Here is a 16,207-nt window from a genome sequence, read left to right as displayed (position 1 = left end):
CGGCTCAGTACACCTCCCAGTCATCCTCATGGGGCAGCTCGCCGATCGCGAGCCAGTCTGCCCGCACCCGCGCAACACGGGTGTCGCCCCATGTCTTGAACACGATCTCGAACCCCTCGCGGGTGATCTCTCCGGTCGAGATATCCGCCCGCGCGTTCGTCTTCTGATCCATGTCCCACATCGACATGCCGACGGTCACCACCGGCGGCGCGCGGAAGGGCTTTGAAAACCGAACCTTGACGGTGGTGGCCCGCGGCCCGGTGCCTGTCCACATCACGCCGTCATGTTCGAAATCGGAAAACAGGATCATAGAGCCCTGATCGACCCCGATATTTCGATTGTCCAGTCTGAGCATTGGCGATCCTGTTCCGATAACTGACGTTATCGCGGGAAACCGGCAGGAATTCGATATAAAAATGGCAATGGCCCCGACATGCGGGGCCATTGAAAAGCGCGTTGCGCCAGGATCAGAAGTTCGGAACGTTCGCGTCCAGCCCGATATGGCCGCTCATGGCAACCATGTCGGACAGCAGCTTGGCGGTCACGTCGGCGACGTCGGGATGCGCGGCCTTGTGTGCCTCATGCGCTTCCGCGATCATCTCGTCCACCATCGCCTGGGTCACTTCCTCGACCGGATGGGCGCGTTCGGCCAGAACCGTCGTGCCCTCGCCCGTCACCTCGGCGAAGCCGCCGGTCACGACATAGGTCGTGGAGCCTGCGGGCGTGATCACCTCCAGCACACCGGGGCGCAGGGTGGTGATCAGCGGCGCGTGGTCCGGCATCGCCGTCAGGTCGCCCTCGGCGCCCGGGATCCGGATCTCGGTGGCCTGAACAGAGGCAAGCCTGCGCTCGGGCGACACCAGATCGAATTGCATCGTATCAGCCATAACGGCCCCCTTTAGGCAGCGTCAGCCGCCATTTTCTCGGCTTTGGCGATCACTTCGTCGATGCCGCCAACCATGTAGAAGGCAGCCTCGGGCAGGTGATCATATTCGCCCGCGACAACCGCCTTGAACGACGTGATCGTGTCTTCCAGCGGAACCTGCTTGCCATCGGCGCCGGTGAACACCTTGGCCACGTCGAACGGCTGCGACAGGAAGCGCTGGATTTTCCGGGCGCGGGTCACGGTCAGCTTGTCCTCTTCGCTCAGTTCGTCCATGCCGAGAATGGCGATGATGTCCTGCAGCGACTTGTAGCGCTGAAGGATACCCTGAACGTCACGGGCAACCTGATAGTGCTCTTCCCCGACAACCGCCGGATCAAGGATCCGCGACGAGGAATCGAGCGGGTCAACCGCCGGGTAGATACCAAGCTCGGAGATCGCGCGGCTCAGAACCGTCGTCGCGTCGAGGTGGGCGAAGGTGGTGGCCGGCGCCGGGTCGGTAAGGTCATCGGCGGGAACGTACACGGCCTGGATCGAGGTGATCGAGCCCTGCTTGGTCGAGGTGATGCGTTCCTGCATCGCGCCCATGTCGGTGGCCAGCGTCGGCTGATAGCCCACGGCCGAGGGGATACGGCCCAGAAGCGCCGAAACCTCGGAGCCCGCCTGGGTGAAACGGAAGATGTTGTCGACGAAGAACAGAACGTCGGTGCCGGACTGGTCGCGGAACTGCTCGGCCAGGGTCAGGCCGGTCAGCGCAACACGGGCACGCGCCCCCGGAGGCTCGTTCATCTGGCCGTAAACCAGGGCCACCTGGCTTTCCGACAGGTTGTCAGGCTTGATGACGTTGGATTCGATCATCTCGTGGTACAGGTCGTTCCCTTCGCGGGTCCGCTCGCCCACACCGGCGAACACGGAGTAGCCGGAGTGCACCTTGGCGATGTTGTTGATCAGCTCCATGATCAGAACGGTCTTGCCCACGCCGGCGCCGCCGAACAGGCCGATCTTGCCGCCTTTGGAATAGGGCGCCAGAAGGTCGATGACCTTGATGCCGGTCACCAGGATTTCCGAGGTCGTCGCCTGCTCGGAGAACTCGGGGGCGGGCTGGTGGATGGCGCGGGTTTCAGACGCGACCACGGGGCCCTTCTCGTCGATCGGTTCGCCGATCACGTTCAGGATGCGGCCCAGCGTTGCATCCCCGACCGGCACCGAGATCGGCGCGCCGGTGTCTTCCACCGCGGCGCCGCGCACCAGCCCTTCGGTCGCATCCATCGCGATGGTGCGAACGGTGTTTTCACCAAGGTGCTGCGCAACTTCCAGAACCAGTTTGCGGCCGTTGTTGTCAGTGGTCAGCGCGTTCAGAATTTCCGGCAGCTGATCTTCGAACTGCACGTCCACAACGGCGCCAATGACCTGGGTCACTTTGCCTTTTGCGTTTGCCATGTCGTTTCTCCGGTTCCTTTAGAGCGCCTCGGCGCCCGAGATAATTTCGATAAGCTCGTTGGTGATGACAGCCTGACGCGAGCGGTTGAATTCGATGGTCAGCTTGTCGATCATTTCGCCGGCATTGCGCGTGGCGTTGTCCATCGCGCTCATCCGGGCGCCCTGTTCCGAGGCGGCGTTTTCCAGCAGGGCGGCGAAGATCTGCGTCGCCACACCACGCGGCAGCAGGTCTTCCAGAATCCCCTCTTCCGACGGTTCATAGTCGTAAAGGATGCTTGCGCCTTCGGCTTCGGTTTGGGCGAAGGTGGCGGGGATGATCTGCTGCGTCGTCGGGATCTGGCTGATCACCGACTGGAACCTGCTGTAGAAAATCGTCGCCACGTCGAATTCGCCGGCATCGAACCGGGCCAGCACGCCCTTTGCGATATCCTGCGCCGTGGAATAGCCAAGGCGTTTCACCTCGCCCATGTCCACATGGCCCACGAAATACGCTTCGTATTCGCGCTTAAGCTGCTCGCGGCCCTTCTTGCCGACGGTCAGGATCTTGACGGTCTTGCCCGCAGCCAGCAGCGCCTGCGCCTTGACCCGCGCCGCACGCACGATGCTGGAGTTGAAGCCCCCGCACAGCCCGCGCTCCGCCGTCATGACGATCAGCAGGTGGACATCTTCCTTGCCGGTGCCCGAAAGCAGCTTTGGCGCGCTCTCCGAGCCAGCGACCGAGGCCGCAAGGCCACCCATCACCGCATTCATGCGCTCGGCATAGGGCCGTGCGCTTTCGGCAGCATCCTGGGCACGGCGGAGTTTGGCCGCCGCGACCATCTGCATGGCCTTCGTGATCTTGCGTGTCGACTTGACACTCGCGATCCGGTTCTTGAGGTCCTTAAGGTTTGGCATATGTCCTCTCCCTCAGGCCCGCTCAGGCAAAATCGTTTGCGAAATCGTCAAGCGCAGCTTTGATTTTGTCTTCCAGCTCACCTTTGACCTTGCGGTCGTTGTTGGTGACATCGGCCAGCAGGTCGGCGTTTTTCTGACGCAGATGCGCCAGCAGGCCGGCTTCGAAACGGCCGACGTCCTTCACCGGGATGCTGTCCAGATAGCCCTTGGTGCCCGCATAGATCACGCAGACGATCTCGGCGTTGGTCAGGGGCGCGTATTGCGGCTGTTTCATCAACTCGGTCAGGCGCGCACCGCGGTTCAGCAGCTTCTGGGTCGAGGCGTCGAGGTCGGAACCGAACTGCGCGAAGGCCGCCATCTCGCGGTACTGCGCCAGTTCCAGCTTGACCGGGCCGGCCACCGATTTCATCGCGTTCGTCTGCGCGCTTGAGCCAACCCGCGACACCGACAGACCGGTGTTCACGGCCGGGCGGATGCCCTGATAGAACAGCTCGGTTTCCAGGAAGATCTGACCGTCGGTGATCGAGATCACGTTGGTCGGGATAAAGGCCGACACGTCGCCGCCCTGGGTTTCGATGATCGGCAGCGCGGTCAGCGAGCCGGCGCCGTGATCCTCGCTCAGCTTGGCCGAACGCTCCAGCAGGCGGGAGTGCAGATAGAACACGTCGCCCGGATAGGCTTCACGCCCCGGCGGGCGGCGCAGCAGCAGCGACATCTGGCGGTAGGCAACGGCCTGTTTGGACAGGTCATCATAGACGATCAGGGCGTGGCGGCCGCTATCGCGGAAATATTCGGCCATCGCGGTGGCGGCGTAGGGCGCCAGGAACTGCATCGGCGCGGGGTCGGATGCGGTGGCGGCCACGACGATCGAATAGTCGATCGCGCCGGTCTCTTCCAGCTTCTTCACCAGCTGTGCCACGGTCGAACGCTTCTGGCCGATCGCGACATAGACACAGTAGAGCTTCTTGCTCTCGTCGTCGCCGGCGGCATCGTTGTAGGATTTCTGGTTCAGGATGGTGTCGAGCGCGATCGCGGTCTTGCCGGTCTGACGGTCGCCGATGATCAGCTCGCGCTGGCCACGGCCGACGGGGATCATGGCGTCGACCGATTTCAGACCGGTCGCCATCGGCTCATGCACCGATTTGCGCGGGATGATGCCCGGCGCCTTGACGTCCGCGATGCGGCGCTCGGTGGCCGCGATCGGGCCCTTGCCGTCGATCGGGTTGCCCAGACCATCGACAACGCGGCCCAGCAGCGCCTCGCCGGCGGGCACGTCCACGATGGCGTTGGTCCGCTTGACGGTGTCGCCTTCCTTGATGTCACGGTCGGAGCCGAAGATCACGACGCCGACATTGTCGATCTCGAGGTTCAGCGCCATGCCGCGGATGCCGCCCGGAAACTCGACCATCTCGCCCGCCTGGACGTTGTCGAGGCCGTGGACCCGCGCAATACCGTCACCGACAGAGAGCACGCGGCCCACTTCGGCAACTTCGGCTTCCTGACCGAAGTTCTTGATCTGCTCCTTGAGGATCGCAGAGATCTCAGCTGCTTGGATACCCATTTATCCGACCTCTTTCATGGTGTTCTGGAGTGCCGCGAGCCGGGAGCGGATCGAGGTGTCGATCATCTTCGAGCCCACCTTGACGATAAGGCCGCCGATGAGCGAGTCATCCACAGCCATATTGATTTTCACATCCTTGCCGGTGCTGGTTTTCAGCGACGCGGCAAGCTTGTCCTGTTGCGCCTGTGTCAGCGCCTTGGCGGCGGTGACATCGGCGGTGATCTCGCCCTTGTCCTCGGCGATCAGGCCGCGCAGCGTGGCCACAAGCTGCGGCAGCACGAACAGCCGCCGCTTTGCCGCCATCAGGCGCAGCGCGTTCGACACCACGGGCGAAAGCCCCATACCGGTGGCAATCGCGGCAATCGCCCCGGCCTGTTCCTCACGCGAATAGACCGGCGAGGCGATCAGCGAACGGAAGTCCGCACTCTCGGCCATGGCCGCTTCGATTGCGTCAAGATCGCTCTCAAGCGAGGGGAGAAGACTACCTTCCTTGGCCAGTTCAAAAATGGCCGTGGCATAGCGCGCGGCGATGCCTGTCGAGATCGAAGCTGGTTCGGACACGTCCACCCTTCCGATGTCTGTAGCCCCGGATTGCCGCAGGGCGCGACAAGGGGCAGCTCTAGCTGCGCACCCGGTCGGGTACGCTTCCGAAATCGGCGTGGGTGTAGCAGAGCATATCCCCCCCGGCAACCGTCATGAACACCGATCTGATACCACACTGAGGACCAAATGTGACGGTTTGGCGCTAACATTCCGCTCTGCGACTTTCTGGCGCGACATGAGGGCCCGGCGATTCCCCGAAATTCGTGCCGGACGGACGCTCAGACAGGCTCTGCGCCGGGCTGCGTCACCCCTTCCAGAACCCGCATCGGCCGCGCCACCCCCTCTTCCACGCCGGTGCCGGTTGGCCGGTAAACCCGCTTGGACGCCTCGACCATCAACACACCGCCGGCGAAATAGCCGCTGATCTGCCGTCCGGCCTTTTCCAGCATCGGCGCCGATTTCAGCCAGAACCGCTTGCGGCTCGGCGGGGTGTAGAGCGCGGCGCGGTGGCATTCGGGCTGAAACCCGTGCTGTTTGAGCTGCCCTTCAAGCTGGCCGAGCGAATAGGGGCGCCCGAACCCGAAAGGCGTCACATCGCGCCGCGCCCACAGGCCAGACCGGTTGGGCACGATGAACAGCGCCCTTCCGCCCGGCCCCAGCACCCGCGCGCATTCCTCCAGCAGGGCCGAGGGATGCTCGCTGGTTTCCAGCCCGTGCAGCAGCACCAGCTTGTCGGCCAGCCCGTTGGGCAGCGGCCAGCGGGTTTCCTCGGACAGGACAGAAACATTGGCGGCCCCCGCCGGCCAGGGCATCACCCCCTGCTGGCCGGGCATCAGCGCCACGACCCGCCGCGCCTCGGGCAGATAGGGCCGCAACAGCGGCGCGGCAAAGCCGAAGCCCACCACCGTCTGCCCTTTTGCCTCGGGCCACAGGGTTTTCACCTGATCACGGATTGCCCTTTGCGCCACGCGCCCCAGATTGGTGCGGTAGTAGAAGTTCCTCAGATCAAGCACGTCCAGGTGCATTGCGGCCCGCCTCGGGATCGGCAACAGTTGAGGGCAGAATAGCCAAGCGGAGCCAGAATGCCATGCCTCTTGAGATCATCACCCTGCCCTGCCTGAGCGACAATTACGCCTATCTGCTCCACAATCCCGAAACCGCGGAGACCGCGGTTGTCGACGTGCCCGAGGCCGGGCCGATCCGGGAGGCGCTGAAGGCGCGGGGCTGGCGGCTGACCGATATCCTGATCACCCACCACCACGCCGACCACATCCAGGGCGTGACCGAACTGCGCGCCGAAACCGGGGCCCGCGTCATCGGCGCGGCGGCCGATGCGCACCGTCTGCCGCCGCTGGACCTCGCCGTGAGCGATGACGACAACCTGACCGTTTGCGGCGAGCTGGCCGAGGTGCTGGATGTGTCGGGCCACACCGTCGGCCACATCGCCTTCTACTTCCCCGACGCGGGCGCGGTGTTCACCGCCGACAGCCTGATGGCGCTGGGATGCGGCCGCGTGTTCGAAGGCACGCCCGACATGATGTGGGCCAGCCTGTCGCGCCTGGCGGCGCTGCCCGACGACACCATGGTTTATTCCGGCCACGAATATACGGCGGCCAACGCCCGCTTCGCCCTGACTATTGAACCGGACAATTCAGCGCTTATCTCACGGTCGCAGGCGATAGGATCGGCCCGCGCGGCCGGCAGACCCACCGTCCCGTCCCGCCTGTCGGACGAACGCGCGACCAACCCCTTTCTGCGCGCCGGATTGCCGGAAATGAAACAGGCCGTCGGTTTGGCGGGGCACCCCGACGCAGAGGTTTTCGCTGAAATCCGTCGGCGAAAAGATCAATTCTGAGCCACAGGCCAAGGCCGGAGCGCAAAAGAAACGCCCATTTTTTGCGCCCTTGCGCAACCTGTGATCGGAATTGAAGAGAAAAGACTTGAAGCACGGCCTTAAAAACCGAACCTTAAAGATATGAGGCCACGGTTGAGGACGGGCCCGACAGCCCCCCTCGGCCCTACAGGAAAGGAGCACGCCACGTGCCTTCGTTTTCAAACACTCTCGAGCAAGCCATCCACGCAGCCCTCGCGCTGGCCAATGCCAGGCGCCATGAGCTGGCTACACTGGAACACCTGCTGCTGGCCCTGATCGACGAACCCGACGCCGCCAAGGTGATGCAGGCCTGTTCGGTCGATCTGGAAGAGCTGCGCAAGACCCTGGTGGAATTCATCGACGAAGAGCTTTCGACCCTCGTGACCGAGATCGAAGGCTCCGAAGCCGTGCCCACGGCCGCCTTCCAGCGCGTGATTCAGCGCTCTGCCATTCACGTTCAAAGCTCGGGCCGGACCGAAGTGACCGGCGCGAATGTCCTTGTCGCCATTTTTGCCGAACGCGAGTCGAACGCGGCGTATTTCCTGCAGGAGCAGGACATGACCCGCTACGACGCCGTGAATTTCATCGCCCATGGCGTCGCCAAAGACCCGTCCTTCGGCGAAACCCGCCCGGTTTCCGGCGCGCCTGAGTTCAACGAGGAAACGCAAAGCAACGGCTCTCAGCCCGACGACGGGGATGCAAAGGAATCGGCCTTGTCGAAATATTGCGTGGACCTGAACGCCAAGGCGCGGGAAGGCGATGTCGACCCGCTGATCGGGCGTGAGCTCGAGGTGGAGCGCTGCGTGCAGGTGCTGTGCCGCCGGCGCAAGAACAACCCGCTTCTGGTGGGGGATCCCGGCGTTGGCAAGACCGCCATCGCCGAAGGTCTGGCGCGCAAGATCGTCAAGGGCGAAACGCCCGAGGTTCTGCAACACGCCACGATCTACTCGCTCGACATGGGCGCGCTGCTGGCCGGAACCCGCTATCGCGGCGATTTCGAGGAGCGGCTGAAGGCGGTGGTGACCGAGCTGGAAAATCACCCCGACGCGATCCTGTTCATCGACGAGATCCACACGGTGATCGGCGCCGGCGCCACCTCGGGCGGGGCGATGGATGCCTCCAACCTGCTGAAGCCCGCGCTTCAGGGCGGCAAGCTGCGCTGCATGGGATCGACCACCTACAAGGAATTCCGCCAGCATTTCGAAAAGGACCGCGCCCTGTCGCGCCGGTTCCAGAAGATCGACGTCAAGGAACCGTCGGTCGAGGATGCGGTGAAGATCCTGAAAGGCCTGAAGCCCTATTTCGAGGATCATCACCATATCAAATACACCTCCGACGCGATCAAGTCGGCGGTCGAGCTTTCGGCCCGCTATATCCATGACCGCAAGCTGCCCGACAAGGCGATCGACGTGATCGACGAGGCCGGCGCGGCGCAGCATCTGGTGGCCGCCGGCAAACGCCGCAAGACCATCGGTGCGAAAGAGATCGAAGCGGTGGTGGCCAAGATTGCCCGCATTCCGCCCAAGAACGTCTCCAAGGACGATTCCGCGGTGCTGAAGGATCTGGAGCCATCGCTGAAACGCGTGGTCTTTGGTCAGGACAAGGCGATCGAGGCGCTGTCGTCGGCGATCAAGCTGGCCCGCGCCGGGCTGCGGGAGCCTGAAAAGCCGATCGGCAACTACCTGTTCGCCGGCCCCACCGGCGTCGGCAAGACCGAGGTCGCCAAACAGCTGGCCGATACGCTGGGCGTGGAACTGCTGCGCTTCGACATGTCGGAATACATGGAGAAACACGCCGTTTCGCGCCTGATCGGCGCCCCTCCGGGCTATGTCGGGTTCGATCAGGGCGGCATGCTGACCGATGGCATCGATCAGCACCCGCATTGCGTGCTGCTGCTGGACGAGATCGAAAAGGCGCATCCGGATGTCTTCAACATCCTGTTGCAGGTGATGGACCACGGCAAGCTGACTGACCATAACGGCCGTCAGGTGGATTTCCGCAACGTGATCCTGATCATGACCTCGAACGCGGGTGCCGCAGAACAGGCCAAATCGGCCATCGGCTTTGGCCGCGACCGGCGCGAGGGCGAGGATACGGCGGCGATCGAGCGCACCTTCACGCCCGAGTTCCGCAACCGTCTGGACGCGGTGATCAGCTTCGCGCCGCTGCCCAAGGAGGTCATCATGCAGGTGGTCGAGAAATTCGTCCTCCAGCTTGAGGCCCAGTTGATGGACCGCGACGTGACCATCGAGCTGACCCAGCCCGCCGCAGAATGGCTGGCCGACAAGGGCTATGACGACAAGATGGGCGCGCGCCCCCTGGGCCGTGTGATTCAGGAGCACATCAAGAAGCCGCTGGCCGAGGAGCTGTTGTTCGGCAAGCTGGCCAAGGGCGGCGTCGTGACCGTAGGCGTCAAGGACGGCAAGATCGACCTGCTGATCGAAGAGCCGACCAAGCGCCAGATCTCTTCGAAAAAGCCCCCGCTTCTGACGGCGGAATAACAAACAGCGGGCGGCGGAAACCCCGCCGCCCGTCGCTCAGCGTTCGGTCAGTTTCAGTTCGATGCGCCGGTTCTGCGCCCGCGCCTCGGACGTGTTTTCGCTATTCACCGGCTGATATTCCCCGAACCCGGTCGCGGCCAGCCGCTCGGGCGGAAAGCCAAGCGCATCGGTCATATAGCGCACCACCGCCAGCGCCCGGCCCTGGCTCAGCTCCCAGTTGTCGCGATATTTGCCCGTGCCCAGCAGCGGCACATTGTCTGTGTGGCCATCCACCCGAATGATCCAGTCGATCCCCGCGGGAATCTCGTCGGACACGTCGCGCAGAATCTCCACCACATTGGCAATCTGCGCCTGCCCCCCCGCCGACAGCTCGGCCGAGGCCGATTCGAACAGAACCTCCGACGAAAAGACGAAACGGTCGCCCACGATGCGCACGCCTTCGCGGCCAGCCAGAACCTCGCGCAGGCGGCCGAAGAATTCAGAGCGGAAATTCTCCAGGTTCTTCGCCGTTTCCGCCAGGCGCCGCGCCTCTTCCTCCAGCCGCTTGCGTTCGGCCGCCTCGAGTTCGGCCCGCGCGCGCTGTTCGGCGGTGACCTGAACCAGCGCCGCGTTCAGGCGGCTGCTGAGCGTTTCGATCTGAACATTGGCGTCGGAATTGCGCGCCGCCGATTCATCGAGAAGCGCCTGAAGCGAGCCGAGCTGCGCCCGCAGCGCCGCCACCTGCTGGTTCAGCAGCGCCAGCTTGCGCTGGCTTTCGGCCGATTTCGCCTGCTCCTCGTCAAGCGCCCGATTGGCCGAGGCAAGCAGCACGGCGCGCTCTTCGGCCTCGCTCAACCGTTCCTGGGCCACCTGTTCAGCGGCCAGCTTGGCCGCCAGCGCGGCGGCAAGCTGGCGCTGAATATCGCCCGCATCGCCCGATGTACCGCGCAGCGCCTCAAGCTCGGCCTCGGCGCGGGCAAGCGCCTCGGCCAAACCTTCCTGCTCTTGCGACGCCGCCGCCAGATCTTCGCTCAGCTGCGTGCGCGCCAAAACGGCGGCCGCAAGCCGCGCGTCCAGATCCCGTTCGGCAGCCTGCGCGGCGGCAAGCATCGTCAGCGTTTCCTCGGCCCGTCGGCGCTGCTCTTCCAGCGCCAGCGTCATCGCCGTCAACTCATCCTCGGCGCCTTTCAGCCGGTCGCGCAGGGCCTGCGCCGCCGCCGCCTCGGCCAGCCTTGCCGCCTCTTCCTCTGACAGCTGGTTTTCCAGCGCGCCGATCCGGTCACTCAGCGCCGCATTCGCCTGCCCCGCCTCGTCAGCGCCACGGCGCAGATCGGCGATCAGCGCCTCCAGCGCCTCGCGCCGGGCGGCGGCAAGCCGCGCGGCCTCGGCCTGGGCGTCAACCTCATCGCGGGCCTGCGCCAGCGCCAGCTGCAACTGCTCCTGCTCGGTCAGCAGGCGGCTGCGATCCTCTTCCAGCGTGGCAAGCTGTTCTTCCAGCGCGAGGCCCCGGTTCCGCGCGGCATCGCGCTGCGACAGCAGGCTGGCGACCTGCGCCTCGAAATCCGTGATCCGCGCCCGTGCCGTGGCCAGATCAGACGCGCGCGCGTCAAGCTGTGACGTCAAGGTCGCGATCAGCGCCGATTGCGCCTCGGCCTGGATACGGGCGGTATCCAGCTCTCCGCCCAGCTGCCCCACTTCGGCTTCCAGCTGAAAGCTGTGCTGCTGCTCCAGCCCCAGCGCCTCGGCCAGGGCGGCCAGTTCGGCGTTCAGTTCTGTCAGTTCCGTTTCCTGCCCGGCGATGGTTTCGCCCAGCATGAACTGCACCACCATGAAAATGGTCAGAACGAACATCAGCACCAGCAAGAGCGCCGTCATCGCATCGACGAAGCCCGGCCAGATCGACGCCTGAAAACGGTTGCCGCTGCGTCGGGTCAGGGCCATGGGCCTATTCTCCCGGCTCGCCGGTGGCCTGGCGGATCGTGCGGGTCAGCGTCGCGAGATCGCCGCGCAGATCGGTCAGGGTTTCCTGCCGCCCCGCCGAAATCTCCTCGAGAATCCGCAAGAGCTGCACGTCGATCGAGCGCAGGCGCATCCGGCTTTCGGCATCCACATGCGGGTTCACATCCGTGTCTTCGGCGGCGCGCCCTTCCAGGGCTGCAATCATCCGCTCCTGTCCTTCGGCAAGCCGGGCCAGCGCGGTGGCCGTGGTGCCGGCCGCGGTACTGTCGGCCTCGATCCGGGTGGTCAGCCGCTCTACCGCGTCGGCCACCTGCCCCAGCCGTTCATCAACCATCGCCCGACTGACGTCGGATTGGGTGAACATCGCCTGCAGCGCGTCCATCTGCCCGGCCATCTGTTCCAGCACGCCGGAGGCGAAACCGGCCTCGCCCCCGTCGCCATCGCCGCTGGAAAAACCCAGCGTCGTAATGGTCGACAGCCATTCCTCCAGTTCGCGGTAGAACCGGTTCTGGCCATGGCCCGCGAACAGCTCCAGCAACCCCACCACCAGCGAACCGGCGAGCCCCAGAAGAGAGGATGAAAACGCCGTGCCCATGCCGCCCAGTTGCGCCTCGAGCCCCGACATCAGCCGTGCGAACACATCAACGCTGGTTTCGCCATCGCTCGGCGCGAGCGAGCGGATGGTTTCGACCACCGCCGGCACCGTGGTGGCAAGGCCGTAGAACGTGCCCAGAAGGCCCAGGAATATCAGCAGGTTGACGATATAGCGCGTGATGTCGCGGGCTTCCTCGATCCGCGTGGCGACCGATTCCAGGATCGACCGTGACGAGGAAGAGCTGATCTGCATCCGCGCCCCCCGGCTGCGCAGCAGCGCCGCCAGCGGCGCCAGCAGGCGCGGCGCGCGGGTCATCTGGTGCCCCGGCCGTTCGGCCGCGAAACCTTCGATCCAGTGGACGGAGGAAATCAGCTGAAACACCTGAAAGAAACAGGCCAGCACCCCCACGACGAAGACCAGAAGGATGACACCGTTCAGATAGGGGTTCGACAGGAACACCGGCCCGACGCGCGGATAGGCCACATAGGCCCCGAAAGAGAAAAGCCCGACCGCCACCAGCATCAGAAAGATCTGGCGGACGGGTTGGGAGAAATGTGGTTCTGCCTCGCGGTCGGTCATATCTGCTGGACGGGCCCTGACCCTGATATTGTTGAAAAAACACTAGGGGATGCGCCGCGCCGCGACAACACGCAATCGCACGGCGCCGTGTCAGGCCTCCGAACCTGTTGTGATTTCGCGCACCCGGCGCGTCAGCCAGCTCAGTTCGGCATCCTCGATGCCAAGCTCGGCCAGATGGGCGGCGGTGTTATAGAGGTATTCGGTGTTCGCCCCGCGCCCGCCGACGGCCCGCGCAATGATGCCCGCCTGCTCTTCCAACGGCAATCCGCCGCAATATTGCACATGGTCGGGATCGATGATGAAGGTCAGCGCCCGCACCTGCGGGCCGCCGCGCAGATCCAGCGGCAGCTCCGCCTCCAGATAGGCCGAGGAAATCAGCTCTCGCTCCTGCAGATAGGCGACGGTCGCATCCTCGGCCCCCGGTGCGACGCGAAAGGCCAGCCCCGTGCAGGCCGCGCCAGCCGTGGCATCAAGCGCCAGAACGAGCCCCGGTTCATCCGGTGTTCCGCGATGATGGACCGAGCGCATGCAAAACGAGCGGTGGTAATCGGCCAGCCGCGCGATCTGTCGTTCGGCCACGGCAAAGCCGGGGTTCCACATCAGTGACCCGTATCCGAAAACCCAAAGCGGCGCGCGCGGCATGTCTCTGGCCCTCTCTGCTCCGGCCCTGTAAACACCAGCAGGCCGGGAAGGAAAAGGGGCGACCATGCGAAGACTGATCGGGCTTGTCGTGCTGGCCGCCGCGCTGTGGGGCGGTTACTGGTTCGTGGCCGCGCGCGGGCTGGAGGCCGGGCTGCGCGCCTGGCTGAACGGCACGGGCGGCACTGGCTGGCAGGTCAGCTATGACAAGCTGGCGGTGCGCGGTTTTCCCAACCGTCTGGACACCACGCTCGACAACGTGCTGGTCGAGGGTGACGGGTTCTTCTGGCAGGCGCCGTTCCTGCAGGTCATGGCGCTGAGCTATCGGCCCAACCATGTGATCGTCGTCTGGCCGCATGAACAGCGCCTGAACACGCTGCTGGGCGATTACGCGATCGCCAGCGCCGATATGCGCGGCAGCGCGGTGTTCCGGCCCAGCACGTCCCTGGCGCTGGATCACTCCGGCTTCGTCGTCAAGGCGCTGACCGCGCGCAGCGGCAACGCCGACGTTCTGACCGCGCAAAACGCCCGTTTTGCCACACGCCTTGCCCCCGACCGGGTTGATGCGCATCGGATCGGGGCGGAGGTGACGGGGCTCGTCCCCTCGGCCGCGCTTTTGGCCCGGCTTTCGCCGGACGGGCGCCTGCCCGCGCTGATCGAACGGCTGAAGATCGACGCCACCCTGAGCTTTGACCGCCCGCTGGATCGGTTCGCGCTGGAACAGCCGCTGACGATTACCGAAATCGGGCTGGAGCAGGCCCTTCTGGAATGGGGCGATATCGGGCTGGATGCGTCAGGCGAACTGAGCGTGGGCCAGGGCGGTCTGCTGGATGGCACGCTGCGGCTGGGCGTGACCAACTGGCGCCGGGTTCTGGCGCTGAGCGTGGAAAGCGGCGCGCTTGACCCCGACACCGCCGCCCAACTGGCCCGCGGGCTGCAGGCGCTGGCCCGTGGCGGCGATGACCTCGACCTGCCGCTGAGCGTTCGTGAAGGGCACGTCAGCATGGGGCCGATCCCGCTCGGCACCCTGCCGCCGCTGCGCCTCGACTAGCGGCTCAGAGGCACGGGCCTCAGCGGCATGAAGGTGCGGTGACGCGCCAGATGCTGGAGGATCGGGTTTTGCGTGGCATTGATCCCATGACCGGCAGCAGAACAGACGGCATAACAGGACGCCGCCATCGTCGCCCACCCGTAGCCAGCCGAATAACTTCCGAAGCAAGTTTTGTCGCTGCCGATAGCGTTATTCGCCGCAGTCGGGAGTCCCGATTGGCAGGGTGGCAGGGTCTGGCATGGGCTCCCCGCCTGTCTCCGCCTTCTGGCTCCATCCCTTCGACTGACAATCCCCTAATCCGGTTCGGCCTCCTGCGCGCAACCCCGCGCCAGCCCGGGCCGATGACCCTGAACCGCGCCCAGTTCGAGGCGCTGTTCGCCGGGCTGGACTGGCGGCGGGTGCGGTCCCTGGAGGCGCTCCGCCCGGCTGTGGCAAAATGACTCAGGGGCGGGAAAGCCTGCCTGCCGACCGAGGGCGCCATCGCGCATGTGCTCGTCACCAAGTTCGCCGACCATCAGAAGTTCGCCGACCATCAGTCCCGCTGTCGGCATATCTGCGGGCAGAGCCGCAGGTAGGCGAACGGGTCAGTGCGATCCAGAGACGGCCTTCCGTCGAACAAAGCCGGCCGAACTGGGCATCAAGGCTGGCCAGCGCCTCATTGCCGACCTGACGGATCGTGCAAAGCGGGTGCTTGGCCGGGACGCGCTCTTCCAGATCGAATTAGCTGAACAGCGAACCGCTCGTCTCATCCGCCCCACACATCCCAACCCCGTCTTCACCGTCAATAGGCTGAATTGCGTTCCCAGATCGCTGCCGAGTAAGGATTTTTCAGCCTCCTGCCAACCGTTAGATATTTCCGACATTCAAAGACAACATATCCAATCTCAGAAGATATTTCGCCAGAAAGACCGGCTTACCGTTCCGCCTCAGCACTGTGGTCAGTGTGACCAGAGGCACGTCGCGATCAATATCTTTGAAACCTGCGCGAGATCGGCCGCCTGATGTGGCTTTCGACAAGCGCCAAAGGGTCGCGACACATTTTGAGCGGAACTTCGGCCCGAGGTCGTGGAGCAAAGTGGCGGGCGGTGCGCCGGCGTCAATCGGACGCGCGCCTTTCAATACCTCCGTCGTGACAACCTCCAGTGCCGACGCAATCGGTTCGTCACCCTGCAAAAATAGGGTCTCGCGCGCTATCACCTCATTGCAGTCTGGTGGGGTTTCCAACAGGTTGCGACTCCAGCTTGTTGGCGCGAGTGGCCCGTGACGCACGACGCGCAGGCTCATTTCTCCGGACACCGAAAGCATTTGTTCAAGCGGTGCGTTGAAGGCCGGCGGATTGCTTCCCGGCTGCGCAAGTTGACGTCGCCGCGGATCGACGGCGCGTTCGATCACCCCATCTTCCTCAAGCAACCGCAGCGCCTCGCGCAGGACCGTTCGGCTCACTCCGAGATCTTGTGAAAGCTGAAGTTCGGGCGGAATGAGCGCACCTGGCACGGCATCCTTGCGCAATACATCGACGAGTTGATCATAGACCTGAACCGATAACGCGCGGCGATCCTTGACGCGCTGAAACTGCAACTGCTGATCCTCGGGCATGCTCAATCCTTCGTCCCCCTGCCGCATTAATCATAGCGCCCACCCCCAGACAGAACAATCGCGCCATACATCGCTAGCAATGAATGCCCATATACTATTGTTGAACAATGAATG

At 64.4% G+C, this 16,207-nt stretch carries 14 protein-coding genes and 1 pseudogene; 3 read left to right on the top strand and 12 right to left on the bottom strand.

What is annotated here, in order from left to right; translation table 11 throughout:
* Positions 1 to 4: 4 nt before the first annotated feature.
* The 7 genes from TQ29_RS03035 to TQ29_RS03005 form a co-directional block, all read right to left on the bottom strand.
* Entirely contained in the window at positions 5 to 355 is a 351-nt protein-coding gene (locus tag TQ29_RS03035) for an H-type lectin domain-containing protein (protein WP_054537964.1), read from the bottom strand.
* 112 nt (positions 356 to 467) lie between these two features.
* On the bottom strand, positions 468 to 887 hold the full coding sequence (locus TQ29_RS03030; protein ID WP_037204970.1) for a F0F1 ATP synthase subunit epsilon: 420 nt from the start codon (positions 885 to 887) through the stop codon (positions 468 to 470).
* Positions 888 to 898: 11 nt separating this feature from the next.
* On the bottom strand, positions 899 to 2,323 hold the full coding sequence (atpD, locus tag TQ29_RS03025; RefSeq protein ID WP_054537963.1) for a F0F1 ATP synthase subunit beta: 1,425 nt from the start codon (positions 2,321 to 2,323) through the stop codon (positions 899 to 901).
* Between the two features lie 18 nt (positions 2,324 to 2,341).
* Positions 2,342 to 3,217 carry a F0F1 ATP synthase subunit gamma gene (locus tag TQ29_RS03020; RefSeq protein WP_054537962.1) on the bottom strand — a complete coding sequence of 292 codons (876 nt, stop codon included), beginning with the start codon at positions 3,215 to 3,217 and terminating at the stop codon, positions 2,342 to 2,344.
* Between the two features lie 22 nt (positions 3,218 to 3,239).
* The gene (gene atpA, locus TQ29_RS03015) at positions 3,240 to 4,778 is read right to left on the bottom strand and encodes a F0F1 ATP synthase subunit alpha (protein WP_054537961.1); all 1,539 of its coding nucleotides are present in this window, start codon (positions 4,776 to 4,778) and stop codon (positions 3,240 to 3,242) included.
* The gene (locus TQ29_RS03010) at positions 4,779 to 5,339 is read right to left on the bottom strand and encodes a F0F1 ATP synthase subunit delta (protein ID WP_037204960.1); all 561 of its coding nucleotides are present in this window, start codon (positions 5,337 to 5,339) and stop codon (positions 4,779 to 4,781) included. It lies immediately after the preceding gene.
* A gap of 260 nt (positions 5,340 to 5,599) precedes the next feature.
* Entirely contained in the window at positions 5,600 to 6,346 is a 747-nt protein-coding gene (locus tag TQ29_RS03005; RefSeq protein WP_037204957.1) for a methyltransferase domain-containing protein, read from the bottom strand.
* Positions 6,347 to 6,408: 62 nt separating this feature from the next.
* On the opposite strand from TQ29_RS03005, the gene gloB reads away from it, so the two are divergent.
* The gene (gene gloB / locus TQ29_RS03000) at positions 6,409 to 7,176 is read left to right on the top strand and encodes a hydroxyacylglutathione hydrolase (RefSeq protein WP_054537960.1); all 768 of its coding nucleotides are present in this window, start codon (positions 6,409 to 6,411) and stop codon (positions 7,174 to 7,176) included.
* Positions 7,177 to 7,361: 185 nt separating this feature from the next.
* Entirely contained in the window at positions 7,362 to 9,695 is a 2,334-nt protein-coding gene (gene clpA, locus TQ29_RS02995; protein WP_037204953.1) for an ATP-dependent Clp protease ATP-binding subunit ClpA, read from the top strand.
* 36 nt (positions 9,696 to 9,731) lie between these two features.
* Here clpA and TQ29_RS02990 read toward each other — a convergent pair whose 3' ends face one another.
* The 3 genes from TQ29_RS02990 to TQ29_RS02980 form a co-directional block, all read right to left on the bottom strand.
* Positions 9,732 to 11,615 (bottom strand): peptidoglycan -binding protein, encoded by a 1,884-nt coding sequence (locus TQ29_RS02990; protein ID WP_054537959.1) that lies wholly within the window; start codon positions 11,613 to 11,615, stop codon positions 9,732 to 9,734.
* Between the two features lie 4 nt (positions 11,616 to 11,619).
* A complete protein-coding gene (locus TQ29_RS02985) occupies positions 11,620 to 12,807 on the bottom strand; it encodes a hypothetical protein (protein WP_054537958.1) in 1,188 nt (395 codons plus the stop codon).
* A gap of 90 nt (positions 12,808 to 12,897) precedes the next feature.
* Complete coding sequence (locus TQ29_RS02980; RefSeq protein ID WP_054537957.1) at positions 12,898 to 13,449, bottom strand: gamma-glutamylcyclotransferase; 552 nt, start codon at positions 13,447 to 13,449, stop codon at positions 12,898 to 12,900.
* A gap of 64 nt (positions 13,450 to 13,513) precedes the next feature.
* Between TQ29_RS02980 and TQ29_RS02975 the strand changes: the two genes are divergently transcribed.
* Positions 13,514 to 14,497, top strand: coding sequence for a DUF2125 domain-containing protein (locus tag TQ29_RS02975; protein WP_054537956.1), 984 nt, complete (start codon positions 13,514 to 13,516; stop codon positions 14,495 to 14,497).
* Between the two features lie 579 nt (positions 14,498 to 15,076).
* Here TQ29_RS02975 and TQ29_RS21260 read toward each other — a convergent pair.
* Positions 15,077 to 15,211 (bottom strand): annotated as a pseudogene (locus TQ29_RS21260) (IS5/IS1182 family transposase); the annotation flags it as partial.
* 132 nt (positions 15,212 to 15,343) lie between these two features.
* Positions 15,344 to 16,093: a GntR family transcriptional regulator gene (locus TQ29_RS02970; RefSeq protein WP_054537955.1), complete on the bottom strand. Its 750-nt coding sequence runs from the start codon at positions 16,091 to 16,093 to the stop codon at positions 15,344 to 15,346.
* Positions 16,094 to 16,207 lie beyond the last annotated feature (114 nt).

The sequence above is a fragment of the Actibacterium sp. EMB200-NS6 genome, assembly GCF_001305615.1.
Taxonomy (GTDB): Bacteria; Pseudomonadota; Alphaproteobacteria; order Rhodobacterales; family Rhodobacteraceae; genus Actibacterium_A; species Actibacterium_A naphthalenivorans.
The sequence above is the reverse complement of the archived record's forward strand: the minus strand, read 5'-3'. Positions and strand labels throughout refer to the sequence as shown.